This window comes from Vreelandella aquamarina, assembly GCF_044805175.1.
GTDB classification, from domain to species: Bacteria; Pseudomonadota; Gammaproteobacteria; order Pseudomonadales; family Halomonadaceae; genus Vreelandella; species Vreelandella aquamarina_B.
The window spans coordinates 2,976,776-2,993,246 of sequence record NZ_CP085232.1 but is presented as its reverse complement, the minus strand read 5'-3'; the positions used below and the strand labels follow the sequence as shown (position 1 = coordinate 2,993,246).

Sequence of the window (16,471 nt, the reverse complement as noted above, 5' to 3'; positions counted from 1 at the left end):
ACAATGCATATCCCAAGCCTACTGTTTAAGGTACGCTAGCTTTAACGCTTTATATTGGTTTTAACATTTAATAGAGACTGCAATGGCTAAATCACTCCACAGCAAAGGCAAGCCCATCGCATCGTCACGTAAACCACTTTCGGTTGCACAAGCGAAACGTTTAACACAAAAAAATCCTAATGAAACCGAGTCTTGGAAGCAGCTAGGCTTAGCTTGCATACGCAACTCTCAAAATGAGGAAGCGCTGAGAGCGTTAGAGCATGCAAGCTCGCTAAACGATAGCGACGCGGAGATTCATGCATGGCTGTCTATGGTTTATAACGCTGTAAACCGGTTGACATTAGCGAAAGAAAGCGCTGAACAAGCACTAACTATTGATCCCTATAACGTAAAAGCGTTAACACAGTTAGCCCGTATAGAGTTTGATAGCAGTCGCTTTTCAAAAGCGTTGTCTTATCTAGAAAAAGCTGAGCAATATGAGCCAAATAATGAAGTTTTAATTTTTACTAAAGGGAAAACGTTGGGGGCCATGAGTCGTTATGATGAAGCCCAGGCGTTATTCCAAAAATTAGTCCAGCGTGACCCAAACAACCTCCATTATTGGAATGAACTGGGCATTGTTCAGCGCGATTTGGGAGACCTAAAAGAGGCCGAGCGTAGTTTCCGTAAGGCGATGACGTGCGGGAGTAGCCCTATCCCCTTTGCCAACCTTATTACTGGTATACATTACGATCCAGCTCAACGTCATGACGCTATCGCTGCTATATGTCGTGAATGGCAAGGCCGCTTTGGTGTGAAAAGTCCGCCTTCGCGTCCTGTGCCTAAGGATTTAACACCTAGCCGCCAGCTACGTATTGGCCTGCTTTCAGATGGTTTTCGCCAGCACCCAGTGGGCAATATGGTCATTGAAGCACTAGAAAATACTAGCCCACAGGAAGCGGAGTTCTATTTCTATACAACCAACCTCAGTAGTGATCCGCTAACTAAGCGTTTTCGTAAACTGGCCAGCCGCTGGTTGGATGTAAAATATATCAGTGATGAGGAGTTTGCTCAGCAAGTCCGTAATGACGAAATTGATATTCTTTTTGACCTAGCTGGCCACAACGCAGGCACTCGTTCGCAAGCAATCTCTATGCAGCCAGCACCGCTAATTGTGAAATGGGTGGGGGGATTAATTAATACTACTGGCGTTGAGGCAATTGATTACCTAATCAGTGATCATATTGAAACACCAGAAGGTGAGGATGCACATTATACCGAAAAATTAATCCGCATGCCGGATGACTATATTGTGTATGCTCGGCCTTTTTTGGTACCTTCGCTTGCCTCTTTGCCTGCTAAAAAAAATGGCTATATTACATTGGGCTGCTTTAACAACCCTACCAAGCTCAACGGTGAGTTATTTAGCCACTGGGCAAACATTATGCAGCAGTTGCCAAACTCCCGTTTGCTGCTAAAAGGTAAGCCCTATACTAGCGAAGAGTTCTGTAAGCGTATCTATAATCACTTTGAGCAAGTAGGTATAGAGCGTGACCGCTTAATACTGGAAGGCCCATCGCCGCACCATAAGTTTCTGGCTGCCTACAACCGTGTTGATATCGCCCTAGATACCTGGCCCTACTCCGGTGGTCTAACCACCTGCGAAGCCTTTTTGATGGGTGTGCCCGTAGTTAGCCTACCTGGCCCCACCTTTGCGGGGCGCCATAGCGCCACACACCTAGTCAACGCTGGCATGCCAGAGCTAGTGGTCAACAGCTGGGAGGAGTACCAAGAGCGCGTGTTAGAGTTAGCAAGCGACCTAGATAGTCTGAGTACTATTCGCCAACACCTGCGCGATGTGCTTCTTCAATCCCCAGTGTGTGACGGCCCACGTTTTGCTAAGCATTTTATGCGTGCTATGCGCGCTATATGGCAGCGCTACTGTGAAGGTAAGGCTCCAGAGGCATTATCATTCAACAAACAGGGCGAACTATGGTTTGAAGATGATAAGCAAGTGCTGGATATTAAGATAGATGAAACGCCACGTATTAGTAACGCCAAGGTTAGCCAACAGGAGCACAGCTTTTCGTGGAAGTTGCAAGGTAAGCTAATTGGCATAGATAACGGGGCGAGCCTAGTCAAGCAACCTGCTGTGCAGGAGATGCTGAAGCATAAGAGTTTAGAGCTTATTACGTTCGACCCAGCAGGCGAGCTTAGCAACGATGCGGCGAAGAGTGCCGAAGGGGTACATTACTATTCGGGAGCGCTGCTCGGTAATGGTGAAACCGCTACGCTTTATGCCACACTTGACCCAGCCAATACCGCAACGTTATTACCGCTAGAAAGTGCAAGTTTGCCCAACGCGGTGCGCCGCGCCAATAAAGTGCTTACCCAGCTGCCTGTGGCAACATTAGCCCTAGACAGCATTGAAGGCCTGCCAGCACTCGATTGGCTTGTGTTAGATGCTCACCACGATGCCAATACAATTCTGGAAAATGGTTCGCAAGCGCTGAAAAATGCTCTGCTGCTAGATATTACCGTTGCCTTCCAGCTAACGCACGAGTGCCAGCCTAACCTGGCAGAGCTGCAACACTGGGCAAGCCGGAATGGTTTCCGCTTCTACCGCCTCAATACCCCGCAACACATCAGTCACTTACCAGAAAGCGTGCCCGCCGAAAAACGCCAAGCAACGGAACTGGCAAGTGCCAACGCGCTCTTTTTGCCAAGCCATGAGCGCATGGCGGCATTGGGCCATGAGCAATCCATGAAGCTCGCCTTCCTGCTGCACACGGTCTATGGCATTCAGGATATGGCGTATGCATTGTTGGCTCAGGTGAGTGAGGAGGAGGCGGAGGAGTACTTGGTGGAGGAAGGCTTGGCTGAGAAAATGAAAAAGCCAGCTGTGAAGCGTGAAGTGATTTATGACCCTAGTCTGCTTGAGTGTAACCAGCGTGAATTTACCCTGTGTGTAGGGGTGCCGGTTTATAATGAAGAAAAATATATCCGTGAAACCATTCAGTCATTGAAAAAACAAGACTTTGGCGATGTGAAGTTTTTGATTTCAGATAACTGCTCCACAGATAATACGTTGAATATTATTTGTGAAGAGGTGATAGGGGATGACCGATTTGAAATATTTCAACACCAAAGTAATGTAGGAGCTGCTGGTAACTTTGAGTTTGCATTTAAGAATAGTCAGTCGAAATATTTTATGTGGCTAGGTGGTCATGATTTTTTGTCAGACTCTTATCTTTCAACGGCTATTAAAAGTATGGGGAGGGATTCAGGCGTATCTATGATGATGGGTAAACCAGTTGCGGTAGCTGAAAACTCAAAAGAAATTGGTTTTTTAGAGAGCGGAGTTTATGATTTTTCTGATGATAAAAAGGAAAATCGCTATTTGAAATCTGTTGCTGAGCTTTCAAACTGCACTGTGGTACACGCGATTTTTCTTCGTGAGGCTCTTGAGGATTTTGAGTTTAGAAGGACCGTGTCGCCTGATCATGTTTTGATAAGTCATCTTCTTTGGTATGGAAAGCTAAAGAACTTGTCAAATGTTTTCTATTATAGACGCTTTTTTGGTGAAAGGAAGGAAAGTCAAGATGAAAGAATTACAGGAATACCAGTAAAGCTTGAAAGGAAAGATTTTTTTGATTATTACTTAGATGATTTGAGGAAGTTGTCTAAAGATTTGAATTCCTTAATTCATAAAAAACTTATTGAGAGTGTGGACAATACTCTCAGGGCTAGGTTCGATTAAGAGGAGTTGTTTGTGAAGTGCGTTATATTAGCCGGTGGGCTTGGTACCAGAATATCTGAAGAAACGCATTTAAAGCCAAAGCCGATGATTGAGGTCGGAGGAAAGCCCATGCTTTGGCATATAATGAAGTTGTATTCTTTTTACGGGGTTAATGATTTCATTATTTGTTGTGGGTACAAAGGCTATATTATTAAAGAATATTTCGCTAATTATTTTTTGCATATGTCAGATGTAACGTTTGACATGTCAAATAATACAATGCAGGTGCATGAAAAACATGCAGAGCCATGGCGGGTTACTTTAGTTGATACGGGTGAGGAAACGCTTACCGGTGGTCGTCTGAAGCGCGTTGCTCACTATGTACGCGATGAAGCATCTTTTTGCTTTACCTATGGTGATGGAGTGGCCGATATAGATATTGGTGCTCAACTTGCTTTTCATCAGCAGCATGGGAAGCTCGCTACTGTAACGGCAGTACAACCTCCAGGTCGTTACGGGGCCTTACTTCGGGATGGAACTTCGGTAAGTGGTTTCCAGGAAAAGCCTCCAGGTGATGGAGCTTGGATTAACGGTGGTTTTTTTGTACTCAATCCGAAAGTTCTGGAATTTATTGATGGAGACCAAAGTTCATGGGAAGGCCGTCCACTGGAAAGCATTGCTAGAAGTGGACAGTTGGAAGCTTTTGAACATCTTGGATTTTGGCAACCCATGGATACTCTGCGTGAAAAAAATTATCTAGAGCATCTTTGGGATTCAGGTAAAGCCCCTTGGAAACTATGGTCATGAATAAGGCATCATCGTCTTTTTGGCAGGGTAAACGAGTGCTAGTGACCGGCCACACAGGTTTCAAGGGGTGTTGGTTGGTCTTGTGGTTGCAGCGCTTGGGAGCAAATGTAACAGGGCTTGCTTTAGCGCCTAATACAAACCCCAACTTGTATATGCTTGCCAATGTAGATAACAGCTTGAAGAGCTACGAATGTGATATCCGTGATGCTCATAACGTCTCGCGCATTGTACAAGAAGCTAAACCAGAAATAGTATTTCACTTGGCTGCACAATCATTAGTGCGTGCTAGCTATAAAGACCCGCTGGCTACCTATGCTACTAATATTCAAGGTACAGCCAATGTGCTGGATAGCCTGCGAGAGATGGAGCATGTGCGTGTAGTTGTGGCAATTACCACCGATAAAGTGTATCGCAACCTCGAGCAGCCATATCCTTATCGCGAAACTGATAATCTTGGTGGGCATGATCCTTATAGTGCTAGTAAGGCTGCTGCTGAGCTGGTCGTTGCCAGTTATCGGGATGCTTTTTTGTCAGAGCAAGGGGTTGCTGTGGCGACGGCTCGGGCCGGTAACGTAATTGGCGGTGGCGATTGGGCTGAAGATCGCTTATTGCCTGATGCCGTGCGCGCCTGGAGTGCCGGACACCCATTATATATTAGACGGCCAGAAGCGGTTCGCCCCTGGCAGCATGTGCTAGAGCCGCTTTCTGGGTATTTGCGTCTGGCAGAGCAGCTCTATGAGGAGCCCAGAAAAGCAGGGGCTTATAACTTCGGTCCTCGCCCTCATGATGCAGCTACCGTAGAAGATGTTATTACACAGGCTTGCAAATCGTTTGGGGTCGGTGAGATTAAGTGGGATGATGGTTGTGGAGGGCCGCATGAAGCGAATTGGTTGGCTCTAGAGACAGCAAAGGCACGTACTGCACTAGGTGTTGAGCCGCGTTGGAACTTGGGGCAATCTATAGCCTGTACGATGAACTGGTACCGTCGCCAGCTTGCAGGTGAATCAGCTCAAGCGCTGTGTTTAGAAAATATCACTGCCTATGAGTCACATATCGAAGGTATGAAATCATAATGGGCCTATTGACCGTGAGCCACACCCCATTAAACGGGCTGATGCTTGTGCAAAGGAATCAGATTGGAGATCATCGGGGCTTCCTTCAGCGACTTTTTTGCGCTGATTTTTTAAAGCAAGCTGGTTGGCATACTCCTATTGCGCAAATCAATCATACCTTTACACGTCACTGTGGCACTGTGCGTGGCCTACATTTTCAATACGCACCTTATACTGAAATGAAATTAGTGACTTGCTTGAAAGGTTCGGTGTGGGATTTGGCTGTCGATTTACGTCCCGGTTCCTCTACTTTTCTCCATTGGCATGCGGAAGAATTGAGTGCAAATAACCAGAGATCCTTGATGATACCAGAAGGGTTTGCACATGGATTTCAAGCCTTGAGTGATGGCGTTGAGATGCTCTATTGTCATTCTCAAAGTTACATGCCTGCTATGGAAGGAGGGTTGCATCCACAAGACCCTCGTCTAGCGATTAATTGGCCACTTCCTATTAAAAAATTGTCGGATCGAGACGCTTCCCATAAGCTGATTGATAATAATTTTGAAGGAGTTGTACTTTGAACTGTCGACATTGTGCAGCATCTTTAAGTCACACGTTTCTTGACCTAGGTTTTGCTCCACCCTCCAATGCCTATCTTACGGTGGCTGATCTTGCTAAACCCGAAAAATATTTCCCGCTAAGAGTTAAGGTTTGTGATCATTGTTGGCTAGTACAGACTGAGGATCACGCCCAGGCGAACGAACTCTTTAATCCTGATTATGCCTACTTCTCCAGTACCTCTAGCGGCTGGTTGGCACACGCTGAACAATATGCTGCACAGATATCTAATGAACTGAACCTTAATGCTGACAGCCTAGTTATCGAAGTGGCGTCTAATGATGGTTATTTGCTTAAAAACTTTGTTGCCATGCGGATACCATGCTTTGGCATTGAGCCAACCGACAGCACTGCTACGGCGGCGGAAGAGAAAGGCATTCCTGTTTTACGGGAGTTCTTTGGTGAAGCGCTGGGTAAACAACTGGCTCGTGAGGGCAGGCAGGCTGATTTAATTATCGGTAACAATGTTTATGCTCATGTGCCGGATATTAACGATTTCACGCGTGGACTCAAGTCAGTACTTAAGCCAAGCGGCACTATCACTCTAGAGTTTCCCCATCTAATGCGCTTGCTTGAGCATTGCCAGTTCGACACTATCTACCATGAGCACTACTCTTATTTGTCGCTTTCAACTGTAAATCGTATTTTTAAGGCTGCAGGCCTACGTATTTGGAAAGTTGAAGAATTGGATACTCATGGAGGAAGTTTACGTATATACGGTTGTCATGATGAGGATGATAGGGCAGATCATCAATCAGTTGCGGCAATGCTGCAATTGGAGTCCAGCCGTGGCTTGCAACAATTGGATACCTACCTTGACTTTCAGTCTCGCGCAAACAAAATCAAGGATGACCTGCTATATTTTCTCATCAAACAAAAGCGTGAAGGGAAAAAAGTTGCTGCTTATGGCGCAGCTGCTAAAGGAAATACCTTGCTCAATTATGCTGGTGTGAAGCCAGATTTACTTCCTTTAGTGTTTGACGTTGCGGTATCCAAGCAAGGTAAGTTTATGCCAGGTAGTCATATTCCTATTTTGGCGCCAGAGAAAGTTTTGGATAGCCAAATAGATTATTTGCTGATCTTGCCTTGGAATATTTCAGGGGAAGTGCGCCAACAAAATAGTGCAATCCAAGAGAGAGGAACGGAATTTTTCATTGCCGTTCCGGAACTTCGTTTTTTAGGAAGATAAATGAAAAAGAAACAAGGGCCACAGGTGCCAGTTTTTAAGCCGCTAATTGAAAAGAGCGAAATATCTGCTGCAGTTGAGTCGCTTGAGTTAGGATGGCTTGGCATGGGAAGTTATGTAAAAGATTTCGAAACTGCACTAACCAGAGTCTGTGATTTTTCCCTTGAAGAAAATCGCCATATTGTAGCTGTCAGTACAGGACATGCGGCGCTTCATCTTGCATTGTTGATGATCGGTGTGAGTTCCGGTGATGAAGTCATTACACCGTCATTTAATAATGCTGCAGATTTTCAAGCAATTCGAGCTTGTGGAGCAGAGCCAGTTTTTGTTGATATAAAAGAAGATACGCTCTGTATAGATGTTGATAAAGTTGAAGAGTTGATAACAAATAAAACTAAATGCATTGTCTGTATGGATTATGATATTTTTCTTTGTGATCATAATGCATTGCAGGCAATATCAAAAAAATACAATATACCAGTTCTCCACGATGCTGCACACTCTTTTGGTTCGTATTATAATGGGCGACCAATTGGCAATCAGCATGAATATACTATGTTTAGCTTTGATCCGGTTAAAGCAATTACATGTATTGATGGTGGCGCTATTGTTGTTAAAGGTATGGAAAATATAAAGCGCCTACAAGCAATGCGTCTGATTGGTATGACACAGCCGGTTGAGCAAATGTATAATAATTCAAGAGCATGGACCTATGATATTGAAGAGCTGGGTTTCAGATACCATATGGCTAACCTGCATGCTGCAATAGGACTTTCCCAAATATCAAAGCTTGATAAAATCCGTAGTTCTCGGCAAGCATCATGTAAAAAATATTATGAAGAGCTATCTTCAATTACGTGGTTAGAAGCTCCTAAAGGTGACTTTGACGAGGTAAATCCTTTTCTTTATTATATAAGAGTTCTTGATGGAAGGCGCGATAAGCTCCGTGAGCATATGAAACTGCAGGGAGTAGATACTGGTATTCACTGGCAGGCAGGCCATAATTTTACTTATTTTAAGGATTGTCGCAGGGGAAGTCTGTTTGTGACTGAAAAGATTGTCGATCAAATTTTATCACTTCCTCTGCATAGTTATATGAGTGATGAAGATCAGTTTCGTGTCATTCAGTCGATTGCAACTTTCTAAGGGTGAGTATGAATTATCAAGATATCTTTCAAGCTCTTAAAGGGGTTGGTGATATAGACTTATCCTCTTTGGTATTGCTTGTGGCTGAAACAGGCTTCGCATTGTATCCCATTACTTGCAAGTCTGATTGTGTCGATGAAAGCATTGTCGACATGTTGACGAAATCTCGAAATATAAATCGTGATTCGTTTTTAACGTATTTTAAAGCCACTCATGAACGAACGCTCGATTGGATTTTAGGTCCTGTTGCTAAGGACAGTACAAGAATTTTATTTGCGCTAAAGGAGATTAGAACAGGAAAGCTTTATGGCTATATGGGACTTGCCTATGGAGATGCTGAGGGTGCTCGCATCGAGGGGGACGCGATTGTTCGTTTCAGCGATAATGTTCGTCCTGGCTTGATGCGTGCGGCATTCCTTAGACTAGTTGAGTGGGTGACAAACGATATAGGTGTAAGGGAGGTTTGGGTTAGAGTTCGATCAAGTAATTCAGCTGTTAAGTTTTATGGCCAATGTGGGTTTTTGGTAGAATTTGAAGCTCCATTGTATGTAGTGCATGGATCCTTTGGTAATGTCGAGGAGCTTAGCGAGGCCCCTTTAAAGGGCTATTCAAAGATTTCTTCTGATTCACTTCTTTATATGAAATATTGTCGCTAAGTTGAAATGTTAATGCTTATTTGTTTTAATTTAACTGGAATAGTGTAAGTGTTGATTGTTTTTTATGATAAGCTATTTAGCGTTGTAGGCGGAGCGCAATTTATTTTTAGTTTATGGAGATGTTCATGAAAAGCAGTGATGATAATTCGTTTTCACAATTTTTGCGGGAAAGCCATGATTCAGTAAGTAGTTACCCTTCTGAAACTGAGTGGAATCGCCAATCAAATCAATGGCTAGTGAGGGCTTTTGATAAAAGATACATGTACAACTTTCAGTGGATGGGAAGGCCTATTATTCAAACTCCAGTTGACATGGTAGCTATGCTGGAACTGGCCTGGCAAGTAAAGCCGGATTTGATCATTGAAACAGGTATCGCCCACGGTGGTTCGCTGATGTTAAGTGCGTCTATGTTAGCGCTGCTAGATATGTGTGAAGCCATTGAGACAGGCGCAACGATTGACCCCAAGCAGTCTAAGCGAAAAGTGCTGGGTATTGATATCGACATACGCGCACATAACAGGGCGGCTATTGAAGCCCACCCAATGTCCTCACGCATCGAAATGATTCAGGGCTCCAGCATTTCGCCTGACGTGATTGAGCAAGTTCAACAAATAGCTAAGGGCTACGAGCGCGTGCTGGTGTGCCTAGATTCCAACCATACCCATGACCACGTACTGGCCGAGCTGGAAGCTTATGCGCCGCTGACGAGTGTTGGAAGCTATTGTGTAGTCTTTGACACCATCGTAGAAGATATGCCTGCTGATATGTTTCCTGACCGCCCCTGGGGGCCAGGTAATAATCCAAAAACGGCTGTCTGGGAATACCTTGAAAAACATGACGGATTTAAAATAGATAAGGATATCCATAATAAACTTATGATTACTGTCGCGCCAGATGGGTATCTGAAGCGAATATTTTGATTTAAGTTTTTCCTGTCGTGAAGCTGTTTGGTTGGATAAGCTGGACGACCATAAAAGCTCCCATGGGCAGCATGCCCTAACTGCCTATGGGATACGAGAGCGGTGCATGCTTACATGCTGTAGTTCGCTGCCCAGAAGGACGGGTAGAGACTCTGTCTGGAGGGTAAGCCACTGAACTACTTCAACCCCGCAGAAAGACTCAAACCTCATTTTGTGGTGTGAGGGTATTGGTGGGATGATAGCCGTTCTTGCGATTATTATGCCAAAAGCGATAAAAAAATAGAAAATTCAGCAAAGCCAGGAATGAATGTGACTCAAACCAGCACCACCATCTCAGCCCGTGAGGTCGTCAACGACCTTGTCCCCAAGCTCAACGCCGTTGAAAAGCAGATCAAGCTGACGATCAGCGCCGTTGTGGAAGCCAGCGGCACAGCGCCTGAGCAAAAAGAGCGCTATGCCAAGCTGAAGGCAGAGTTCCAGCTGGAGCTCACCATGATCCGTATGAACCTGGAGCATTTGTTAAAACGCTACCGTAACGAGCTGGAAGCAGCGATGAACGACCCGCGTAAAGATATGCTGCTCACCCTGGATGAGTATGAAGCCACAGCGGTTGAAAACGCCAAGCAGCTGTATGCGCGGGTGCAACGCCTGCAGCAAGGCCATTAAGTGAGTATGCAGCCCGAGGAGCATGAACAAGTAGCGCTCGCGTTAGAAACGCTGATTCGTGAAACCCAGGCAACGATAGCGCGGGTAGAGCAACACGGGCTGGATATCGCCATGCCGGAAGATTACCAGGCGCTGTTGGATATTTTAGACAGCGCTATCAAGCAGCAGCGCGAGCATACGATGGGGATGCTATCGAACGTTCAATATTCAGCCAAGTGACGCTCGGCCTGAAGGAATGTATTTAATGCTTGATTTCGGCGCGTAGCTTCTCAATCTCTTCCACAGGCAATTCTTCAATATCTGCGATAAGCTGGTCGCTCATTTCGGTAAGTGCGATGAGTTTGCGGGCGGCATTGCGTTTACTTTCTAGCGCACGGTGCTCCGCCTCTTGCAGGCCTTCTTGACGGCCTTCTTGACGACCCGCTTGGCGCTCTTGCTGCGCCCAGTTTTTAATGTTTTCAGCCAATATGTCTTTTTCCTCCCAAGCTTGGGAACTGAACTAGGTTTGTTAACAGCCCGTTAGTGTTGTGTCTCTGCTTGCAACTTGGAAATGTCTTCTATTGCTAACCCTGTTACCTCGGCAATCTGCTCGTTACTAAGCACTCCAAGCTTCAGTAAGTTGCGAGCAGTTTTTTCAATACCTAGCTTTGTGCCCTTTTCAATGCCCGCTTGGTGCTCTTGCTGCGCCCAGTTTTCAAGATTCTCTGCCAACATGTCTTTGTCCTCCATTAAGCTTGTGAGCTGGTCTAGGTTTGCCTTGGCTCCCAACCGTTGAAGATATCGTTTGAGCCAACGGGTGATAATGTTGTCTATTCGCTCTTTATCAGGGGAGACTTGTATGATGGCAACAATGCGATCAACGGCTTGCTGCAGCCCTTTCCTGTCAGCAGACGCCTTTTCAATACTGAACACGCCGCTCAGCGGTGTTGGGCGTAACCCCAGCTCTTCATCAGTATAGCGCCCTTCATCCACAAGGTAATACCGTAGGTGTGGTTGATAGACTTGAAGGAAAGCTGGTGGTTCCGGGTACACCATGTCGTAGATATCCTGGCGTGCCGTCCAGCGCTCAGAGCCGTTGTACAGCACGATAGGCAGAATGGGTGGTAGCCCTTTGCTCGGGGTGGTGGTGCCATTTTTGAGCAGGTGGTCGTAAAAGCAGGCGACGTAGTGCATCAGTCGGATCGGCATAGTGCGATCAACAGTCGACTGAAACTCTAGCAGGATGTAGAGATAAACCTCTTGTGTGAGGCCTTCCCAGGTGATCTCCACCGACCACACCACGTCTTCGAATTTCTCCTCGAACAGGGGCGTGATGTAATTGCCGCTGTGATTTTTGAGCGTAGAGAAATTCATCAGTTGGGCGATTTCTGGAGGTGCAAACCCTTCCATTAACTGCTGAACGAACTCAGGGTAGCTGAATAGCTCCTTGTAGCCGGTGTCCGTGCTGGTTGTTGGCCATGCCTACTCCTGTCTCAATACGCATGTTTTACCACTATTTCATCGCTGGCTACACCTAACTTAAAGCGTCTCCACGTCAAACGCGACTATCTGCCGCTTAACGCTTGAAAACTCAACGCCCACCAAATGGATCGGCTTGCCGCTGGCGCGGTGTTTGTCGGCATAGCCTTTGGCTTTGATCTGTTCTAGCGCTTTGCCTTCGGGTAGCTGTTCAACCACTTTGAATTCAAACAGGTAGATATGGCCGTTAAAGTCGACGCTCATATCGACTTTGCCGTGGTGGCTAGCATCTTCCACCGTCACCTTTACACCTAGCGCAGCGAAATGGCTGTAAAAGACGCTGGCATAGTGGCCTTCGTACTGGGCAATAGGATTGTTTCGGTACCAGTCGTGGGGTAAACCGGCATACAGTGCTTTGAGGTGGGTTTCCAAGCCTGTTAAGTCATGCTGAAGCAGTACGCTAAACAGCGCCATTTGATAGGCTTGGGCGTTGCTGTCTCGTATGCCCAGCACGGGCAGTAAGAACTCGTTTAAACTGGTTTCTACTTCGCGATTAGGCAGTCCTAGCGAGTATAGCCGATAGCCAATCATGGGCTCTTGTACATCTTTAATCGTTATATAGCCTGTCTGGAAGAGCAGTGCTTCGGTAGCGATATCATCCACATCAAAACGGCCAAGAAGTTGCGCTTTGGCGTGTAAGTTGCCGAGTTGCGGCGTAAAAACGCCGCGCTGTTTGAGCAAGTCTACTAAGAATGTGGGCGTGGCGCTCTCAAACCAGTAGGGGCTGAAAATGCGTTTTTGTAGTAACAGCAATACGTCAAAAGGGTTGTAAACGCTGGAGACTTCTTGCCCACCCCAGCGGTAGCCGTTGTACCATCGGCGGATCTCGTCGCGGTCAAGGCCGGAAAGCTCGGGGGCAAATACGGTATCAATATCGTGGTCGGTATAGCCGCAAATGGTCGCGTAAGGAGCGTCTAGCGTAATGTCGTTGAGGTTGTTTAATCCTGAAAACAGGCTGACTTTGCTGAACTTGGAGACCCCAGTGAGCAGCACGAAGTGCAAATGGGGGTCGGCATCCTTCAGCACGCTGTAGAGATTTTTAAGCCCTTCACGCAGTTCGCGGGCTAATGCAGGGTTAAGCAGGTTATCCAAAATCGGTTTGTCGTATTCGTCAATCAGCACGACAACGCGTTGACCGGCGTGCGTGTGAGCTTGACGAAGTAGGTGCGCTAACTCACCGGCAATATCGGTATCATAGGTTAGCGTTAGTTCAAGCCGCTCACGTTCGGTGCGCAACTGGTCGCGGATACGTACGTCCAATTCCTGACGTGTTTGCATCACCCCGCTGCCAAAGCTCAAGCGTACCACGGGGTAACGCTGCTGCCAGTCCCACTTATCGTAAATATATAGGCCTTCAAACAGTGCCTTGCGGCCTTCAAACAGGCAGCCTAACGTATCCAGCAATAGGCTTTTGCCAAACCGGCGCGGGCGAGAAAGGAAGTAATATTTATTTTGGTTGGCCAGCTTCTCAATGAACGGTGTTTTATCGACATAGTAGTAGCCGCCTTCGCGGATGTCTGAAAAAGTTTGAATACCGATGGGCAGTTTACGACGATGAGTAGCTGACATGCTTGGCCTCCAAGGGTGGCGCTGTGCAAACTATGGGTAGTCTAGCATGCGGAAGTGCGGGTTAGTTCGTGCTTAGCGGGCTTGCATGGTGCGAATAGCTAGGTAATAGGCGGTTGTTTCATGGGGCTAATTAGCTGCTGGGGACGTTGGCTGTGCTGGTAGGGTGACAGCGCATTATCACTCTAGATTCGTATGAAGCCACAGCGGTTGAAAACGCCAAGCAGCTGTATGAGCGGGTGCAACGCCTTCAGCAAGGCCATTAAGTGAACCGAGGAGTATGAACAAGTAGCGCTAGCGGCCTCCGTCCGAAAAGCATTGACAACGGCTAGCAAGCCCGCTTTACGCGTGATAGACTACGCCATCCTCTCAGACAAGACCCGTAGGCGGGCAGCAATAAGACTGCTCGTTACACTATTTGGAAGCGTTGAAAACGCTGCCAAATCAACTGGTTGTTGTGGAAAGATCACTACGGAAATGTCGTGACTCGGCACATGCCGGCCGACAAACACATAGTTAATCCGTTGCCGTTTATTGGCAACCTTTATTCTCCAAGGAGATACCTGTGGCGAACAGCAAGCAAGCACGCAAGCGCGCCCGCCAGGCCGAGACTCGTCGCGTCCTGAAAGCCAGCCAGCGCAGCATGGTCCGCACCTACATCAAGCGTGTGATCAAAGCGATCAACACCGGCGACCACGGCAAAGCGATGGAAGAGTTCAAGGCAATGCAGCCGGTCGTTGACCGTATTGCTGATAAAGACGTTCTTTCTAAGAAGAAAGCTGCACGTCTGAAAAGCCGCTTGAACAAGCGCATTAAGGCTCTGGCGGCGTAAGCCGGCAGGCGCCATAAAAAAAACCGGCTGCGGCCGGTTTTTTTGTGCCTAAACGTCGCCCTGGGCGATGTGTGAGTCTCTATTTAGCCTGTAGGGAATAAGTGATGAGCGCCGATACGCCACAGCATGCCAATATGCCGCCGCCGCGCCGCGGGTTGATGCGCTCGGGGTTGGTGGTCAGCGCGATGACCATGCTCTCCCGCGTGATGGGGTTGGTGCGGGATGTGGTCGTCGCGACGTTTTTAGGCGCGGGTAACGGCTCGGACGCCTTTTTTGTGGCGTTTAAGATCCCCAATTTCCTGCGCCGCCTGTTTGCCGAAGGGGCGTTTAACCAGGCGTTTGTGCCGGTGCTCTCGGAGTACTCCACCCAGCGCACCAAGCAGGAAATCCGCGAGCTGCTGAACGCGGTGGCGGGCAGCCTGACCGCGCTGCTGGCGCTGATCACCGCGTTGGCCATGTTGGGCGCGCCCTGGTTGGTGTGGCTGTTTGCCCCTGGCTTTGGCCGCGACCCTGAAAAGCTGGCCTTAACCGCTGATATGCTGCGGCTCACTTTTCCCTACCTGCTGCTGATTTCGCTCACCGCCTTCTCCGGTAGCGTGCTGAATACCTGGAACCGCTTCGCGGTGCCTGCCTTTACCCCGGTACTGCTGAACCTTTCGCTGATCGGCGCGGCGCTGCTGTTAATGCCGCTGATGGAAGAGCCCGCCATGGCGCTGGCCTGGGGCGTGCTGATTGCCGGGGCGGCCCAGCTTGCTTTTCAGGTGCCGTTTTTGCTGCGTTTGGGGCTTTTGCCCACGCCGTGGCCCAACTTCGCCCACGAGGGGGTGAAGCGTATTTTAAAGCTGATGGCTCCGGCGCTGTTTGGGGTCTCGGTATCGCAGATCAACCTGCTGTTGGATACGGTGCTGGCATCGCTGTTGGCGGCGGGCAGCGTTTCATGGCTCTACTACTCCGACCGTTTGGTAGAGCTGCCGCTTGGCGTGTTTGGCGTGGCGATTGGCACCATTATTCTGCCTGCGCTCTCCAAGCGCCATGCGGAGCAGTCCACCGAGCATTTTTCCGCCATGCTGGATTGGGCGATCCGCGTGGTGCTGCTGTTGGGCGTGCCCGCTGCCCTGGCGCTGGCGGTACTGGCCGAGCCGTTTTTGATTACCCTGTTCCACTACGGGGCGATGACCGATAACGATATTCAGATGGCGGCCATGAGCCTGCGCGCCTATGCCTTCGGGCTGGTGGCCTTTATGCTGATCAAGGTGCTGGCACCGGGCTTCTTCGCCCGCCAAGACACCAAAACGCCGGTGAAAGTCGGCATTATCGCCATGGTGGCTAACATGGTGTTCAACCTGCTGCTGATTTGGCCGCTGGCCCACGCAGGCTTGGCGCTGGCCACGGCGCTCTCGGCGTTCCTCAACGCGGGGCTGCTGGGCTACCTGCTGTATCGCCAGCAGGTGCTGGTATTCCAGCCCGGCTGGGGGCGGTTTGCCGTGCAGTTGGTGGGTGGCAGCGTGTTGATGAGTATCGCGCTGATGCTTGTCTCGCCTGACTGGCAGGCATGGCTTGATTTCGAGCTATGGCAGCGCATCCGCTGGGTGGCCGCGCTGGTAGTGCTTGGCGGGGGGCTTTACTTTATGTGGCTAGCGGCGCTTGGCCTGCGCCTTCGCCACTTTAAAATGAACGGCTAGGGAAGCGGGCTGGCGAGAGAAGGGGGCTGGTGCTTAGCGCCGATGATCTTCTCCTGCACCAGGCCAGCGCGTTCGTTATAATCGAACGCTTTGAACACGGCTAG

15 protein-coding genes are annotated in these 16,471 nt (G+C 48.2%); 12 read left to right on the top strand and 3 right to left on the bottom strand.

What is annotated here, in order from left to right:
- Positions 1-82 precede the first annotated feature (82 nt).
- The 10 genes from LG300_RS13900 (at position 83) to LG300_RS13855 (ending at position 10,988) form a co-directional block, all read left to right on the top strand.
- Positions 83-3,739, top strand: a complete 3,657-nt coding sequence (locus tag LG300_RS13900; protein WP_404375909.1) for a glycosyltransferase — start codon at positions 83-85, stop codon at positions 3,737-3,739.
- Positions 3,740-3,751: 12 nt separating this feature from the next.
- Complete coding sequence (gene rfbF / locus LG300_RS13895) at positions 3,752-4,525, top strand: glucose-1-phosphate cytidylyltransferase (protein ID WP_404375908.1); 774 nt, start codon at positions 3,752-3,754, stop codon at positions 4,523-4,525.
- Positions 4,522-5,598 (top strand): CDP-glucose 4,6-dehydratase, encoded by a 1,077-nt coding sequence (gene rfbG / locus LG300_RS13890; RefSeq protein WP_404375907.1) that lies wholly within the window; start codon positions 4,522-4,524, stop codon positions 5,596-5,598. Before rfbF ends, rfbG begins: the two co-directional genes overlap by 4 nt.
- Entirely contained in the window at positions 5,598-6,158 is a 561-nt protein-coding gene (locus LG300_RS13885; RefSeq protein ID WP_404375906.1) for a dTDP-4-dehydrorhamnose 3,5-epimerase family protein, read from the top strand. The genes rfbG and LG300_RS13885 overlap by 1 nt, the downstream gene beginning before the upstream one ends.
- Positions 6,155-7,384 (top strand): methyltransferase domain-containing protein, encoded by a 1,230-nt coding sequence (locus LG300_RS13880; protein WP_404375905.1) that lies wholly within the window; start codon positions 6,155-6,157, stop codon positions 7,382-7,384. Before LG300_RS13885 ends, LG300_RS13880 begins: the two co-directional genes overlap by 4 nt.
- Positions 7,385-8,527, top strand: a complete 1,143-nt coding sequence (locus tag LG300_RS13875; protein WP_404375904.1) for a DegT/DnrJ/EryC1/StrS family aminotransferase — start codon at positions 7,385-7,387, stop codon at positions 8,525-8,527.
- An 8-nt stretch (positions 8,528-8,535) separates the two neighbouring features.
- Positions 8,536-9,183, top strand: coding sequence for a hypothetical protein (locus LG300_RS13870; protein ID WP_404375903.1), 648 nt, complete (start codon positions 8,536-8,538; stop codon positions 9,181-9,183).
- Positions 9,184-9,308: 125 nt separating this feature from the next.
- The gene (locus LG300_RS13865; RefSeq protein WP_404375902.1) at positions 9,309-10,103 is read left to right on the top strand and encodes a cephalosporin hydroxylase family protein; all 795 of its coding nucleotides are present in this window, start codon (positions 9,309-9,311) and stop codon (positions 10,101-10,103) included.
- A 309-nt stretch (positions 10,104-10,412) separates the two neighbouring features.
- On the top strand, positions 10,413-10,769 hold the full coding sequence (locus LG300_RS13860) for a hypothetical protein (RefSeq protein ID WP_404375901.1): 357 nt from the start codon (positions 10,413-10,415) through the stop codon (positions 10,767-10,769).
- Positions 10,770-10,775: 6 nt separating this feature from the next.
- Entirely contained in the window at positions 10,776-10,988 is a 213-nt protein-coding gene (locus LG300_RS13855) for a hypothetical protein (RefSeq protein ID WP_404378042.1), read from the top strand.
- A gap of 22 nt (positions 10,989-11,010) precedes the next feature.
- On the opposite strand, the gene LG300_RS13850 is transcribed toward LG300_RS13855, so the two are convergent.
- The 3 genes from LG300_RS13850 to LG300_RS13840 form a co-directional block, all read right to left on the bottom strand.
- A complete protein-coding gene (locus LG300_RS13850) occupies positions 11,011-11,235 on the bottom strand; it encodes a hypothetical protein (RefSeq protein WP_404375900.1) in 225 nt (74 codons plus the stop codon).
- A gap of 53 nt (positions 11,236-11,288) precedes the next feature.
- Complete coding sequence (locus tag LG300_RS13845) at positions 11,289-12,158, bottom strand: Rpn family recombination-promoting nuclease/putative transposase (RefSeq protein WP_404375899.1); 870 nt, start codon at positions 12,156-12,158, stop codon at positions 11,289-11,291.
- A 129-nt stretch (positions 12,159-12,287) separates the two neighbouring features.
- The gene (locus LG300_RS13840; protein ID WP_404375898.1) at positions 12,288-13,856 is read right to left on the bottom strand and encodes an ATP-binding protein; all 1,569 of its coding nucleotides are present in this window, start codon (positions 13,854-13,856) and stop codon (positions 12,288-12,290) included.
- Between the two features lie 562 nt (positions 13,857-14,418).
- Here LG300_RS13840 and rpsT point away from each other — a divergent pair.
- Positions 14,419-14,685, top strand: coding sequence for a 30S ribosomal protein S20 (rpsT, locus tag LG300_RS13835; RefSeq protein WP_083024671.1), 267 nt, complete (start codon positions 14,419-14,421; stop codon positions 14,683-14,685).
- Between the two features lie 104 nt (positions 14,686-14,789).
- Positions 14,790-16,367 carry a murein biosynthesis integral membrane protein MurJ gene (murJ, locus tag LG300_RS13830; protein WP_404375896.1) on the top strand — a complete coding sequence of 526 codons (1,578 nt, stop codon included), beginning with the start codon at positions 14,790-14,792 and terminating at the stop codon, positions 16,365-16,367.
- The last annotated feature ends 104 nt before the right edge of the window (positions 16,368-16,471 follow it).

Coding starts and splice junctions, on each gene's coding strand:
- LG300_RS13900 (WP_404375909.1), top strand. CDS start 83: ATGGCTAAATCACTCCACAGCAAAGGCAAGCCCATCGCATCGTCACGT.
- rfbG (WP_404375907.1), top strand. CDS start 4,522: ATGAATAAGGCATCATCGTCTTTTTGGCAGGGTAAACGAGTGCTAGTG.
- LG300_RS13885 (WP_404375906.1), top strand. CDS start 5,598: ATGGGCCTATTGACCGTGAGCCACACCCCATTAAACGGGCTGATGCTT.
- LG300_RS13875 (WP_404375904.1), top strand. CDS start 7,385: ATGAAAAAGAAACAAGGGCCACAGGTGCCAGTTTTTAAGCCGCTAATT.
- LG300_RS13870 (WP_404375903.1), top strand. CDS start 8,536: ATGAATTATCAAGATATCTTTCAAGCTCTTAAAGGGGTTGGTGATATA.
- LG300_RS13865 (WP_404375902.1), top strand. CDS start 9,309: ATGAAAAGCAGTGATGATAATTCGTTTTCACAATTTTTGCGGGAAAGC.
- LG300_RS13855 (WP_404378042.1), top strand. CDS start 10,776: ATGCAGCCCGAGGAGCATGAACAAGTAGCGCTCGCGTTAGAAACGCTG.
- LG300_RS13845 (WP_404375899.1), bottom strand. CDS start 12,158: ATGGAAGGGTTTGCACCTCCAGAAATCGCCCAACTGATGAATTTCTCT.
- LG300_RS13840 (WP_404375898.1), bottom strand. CDS start 13,856: ATGTCAGCTACTCATCGTCGTAAACTGCCCATCGGTATTCAAACTTTT.
- murJ (WP_404375896.1), top strand. CDS start 14,790: ATGAGCGCCGATACGCCACAGCATGCCAATATGCCGCCGCCGCGCCGC.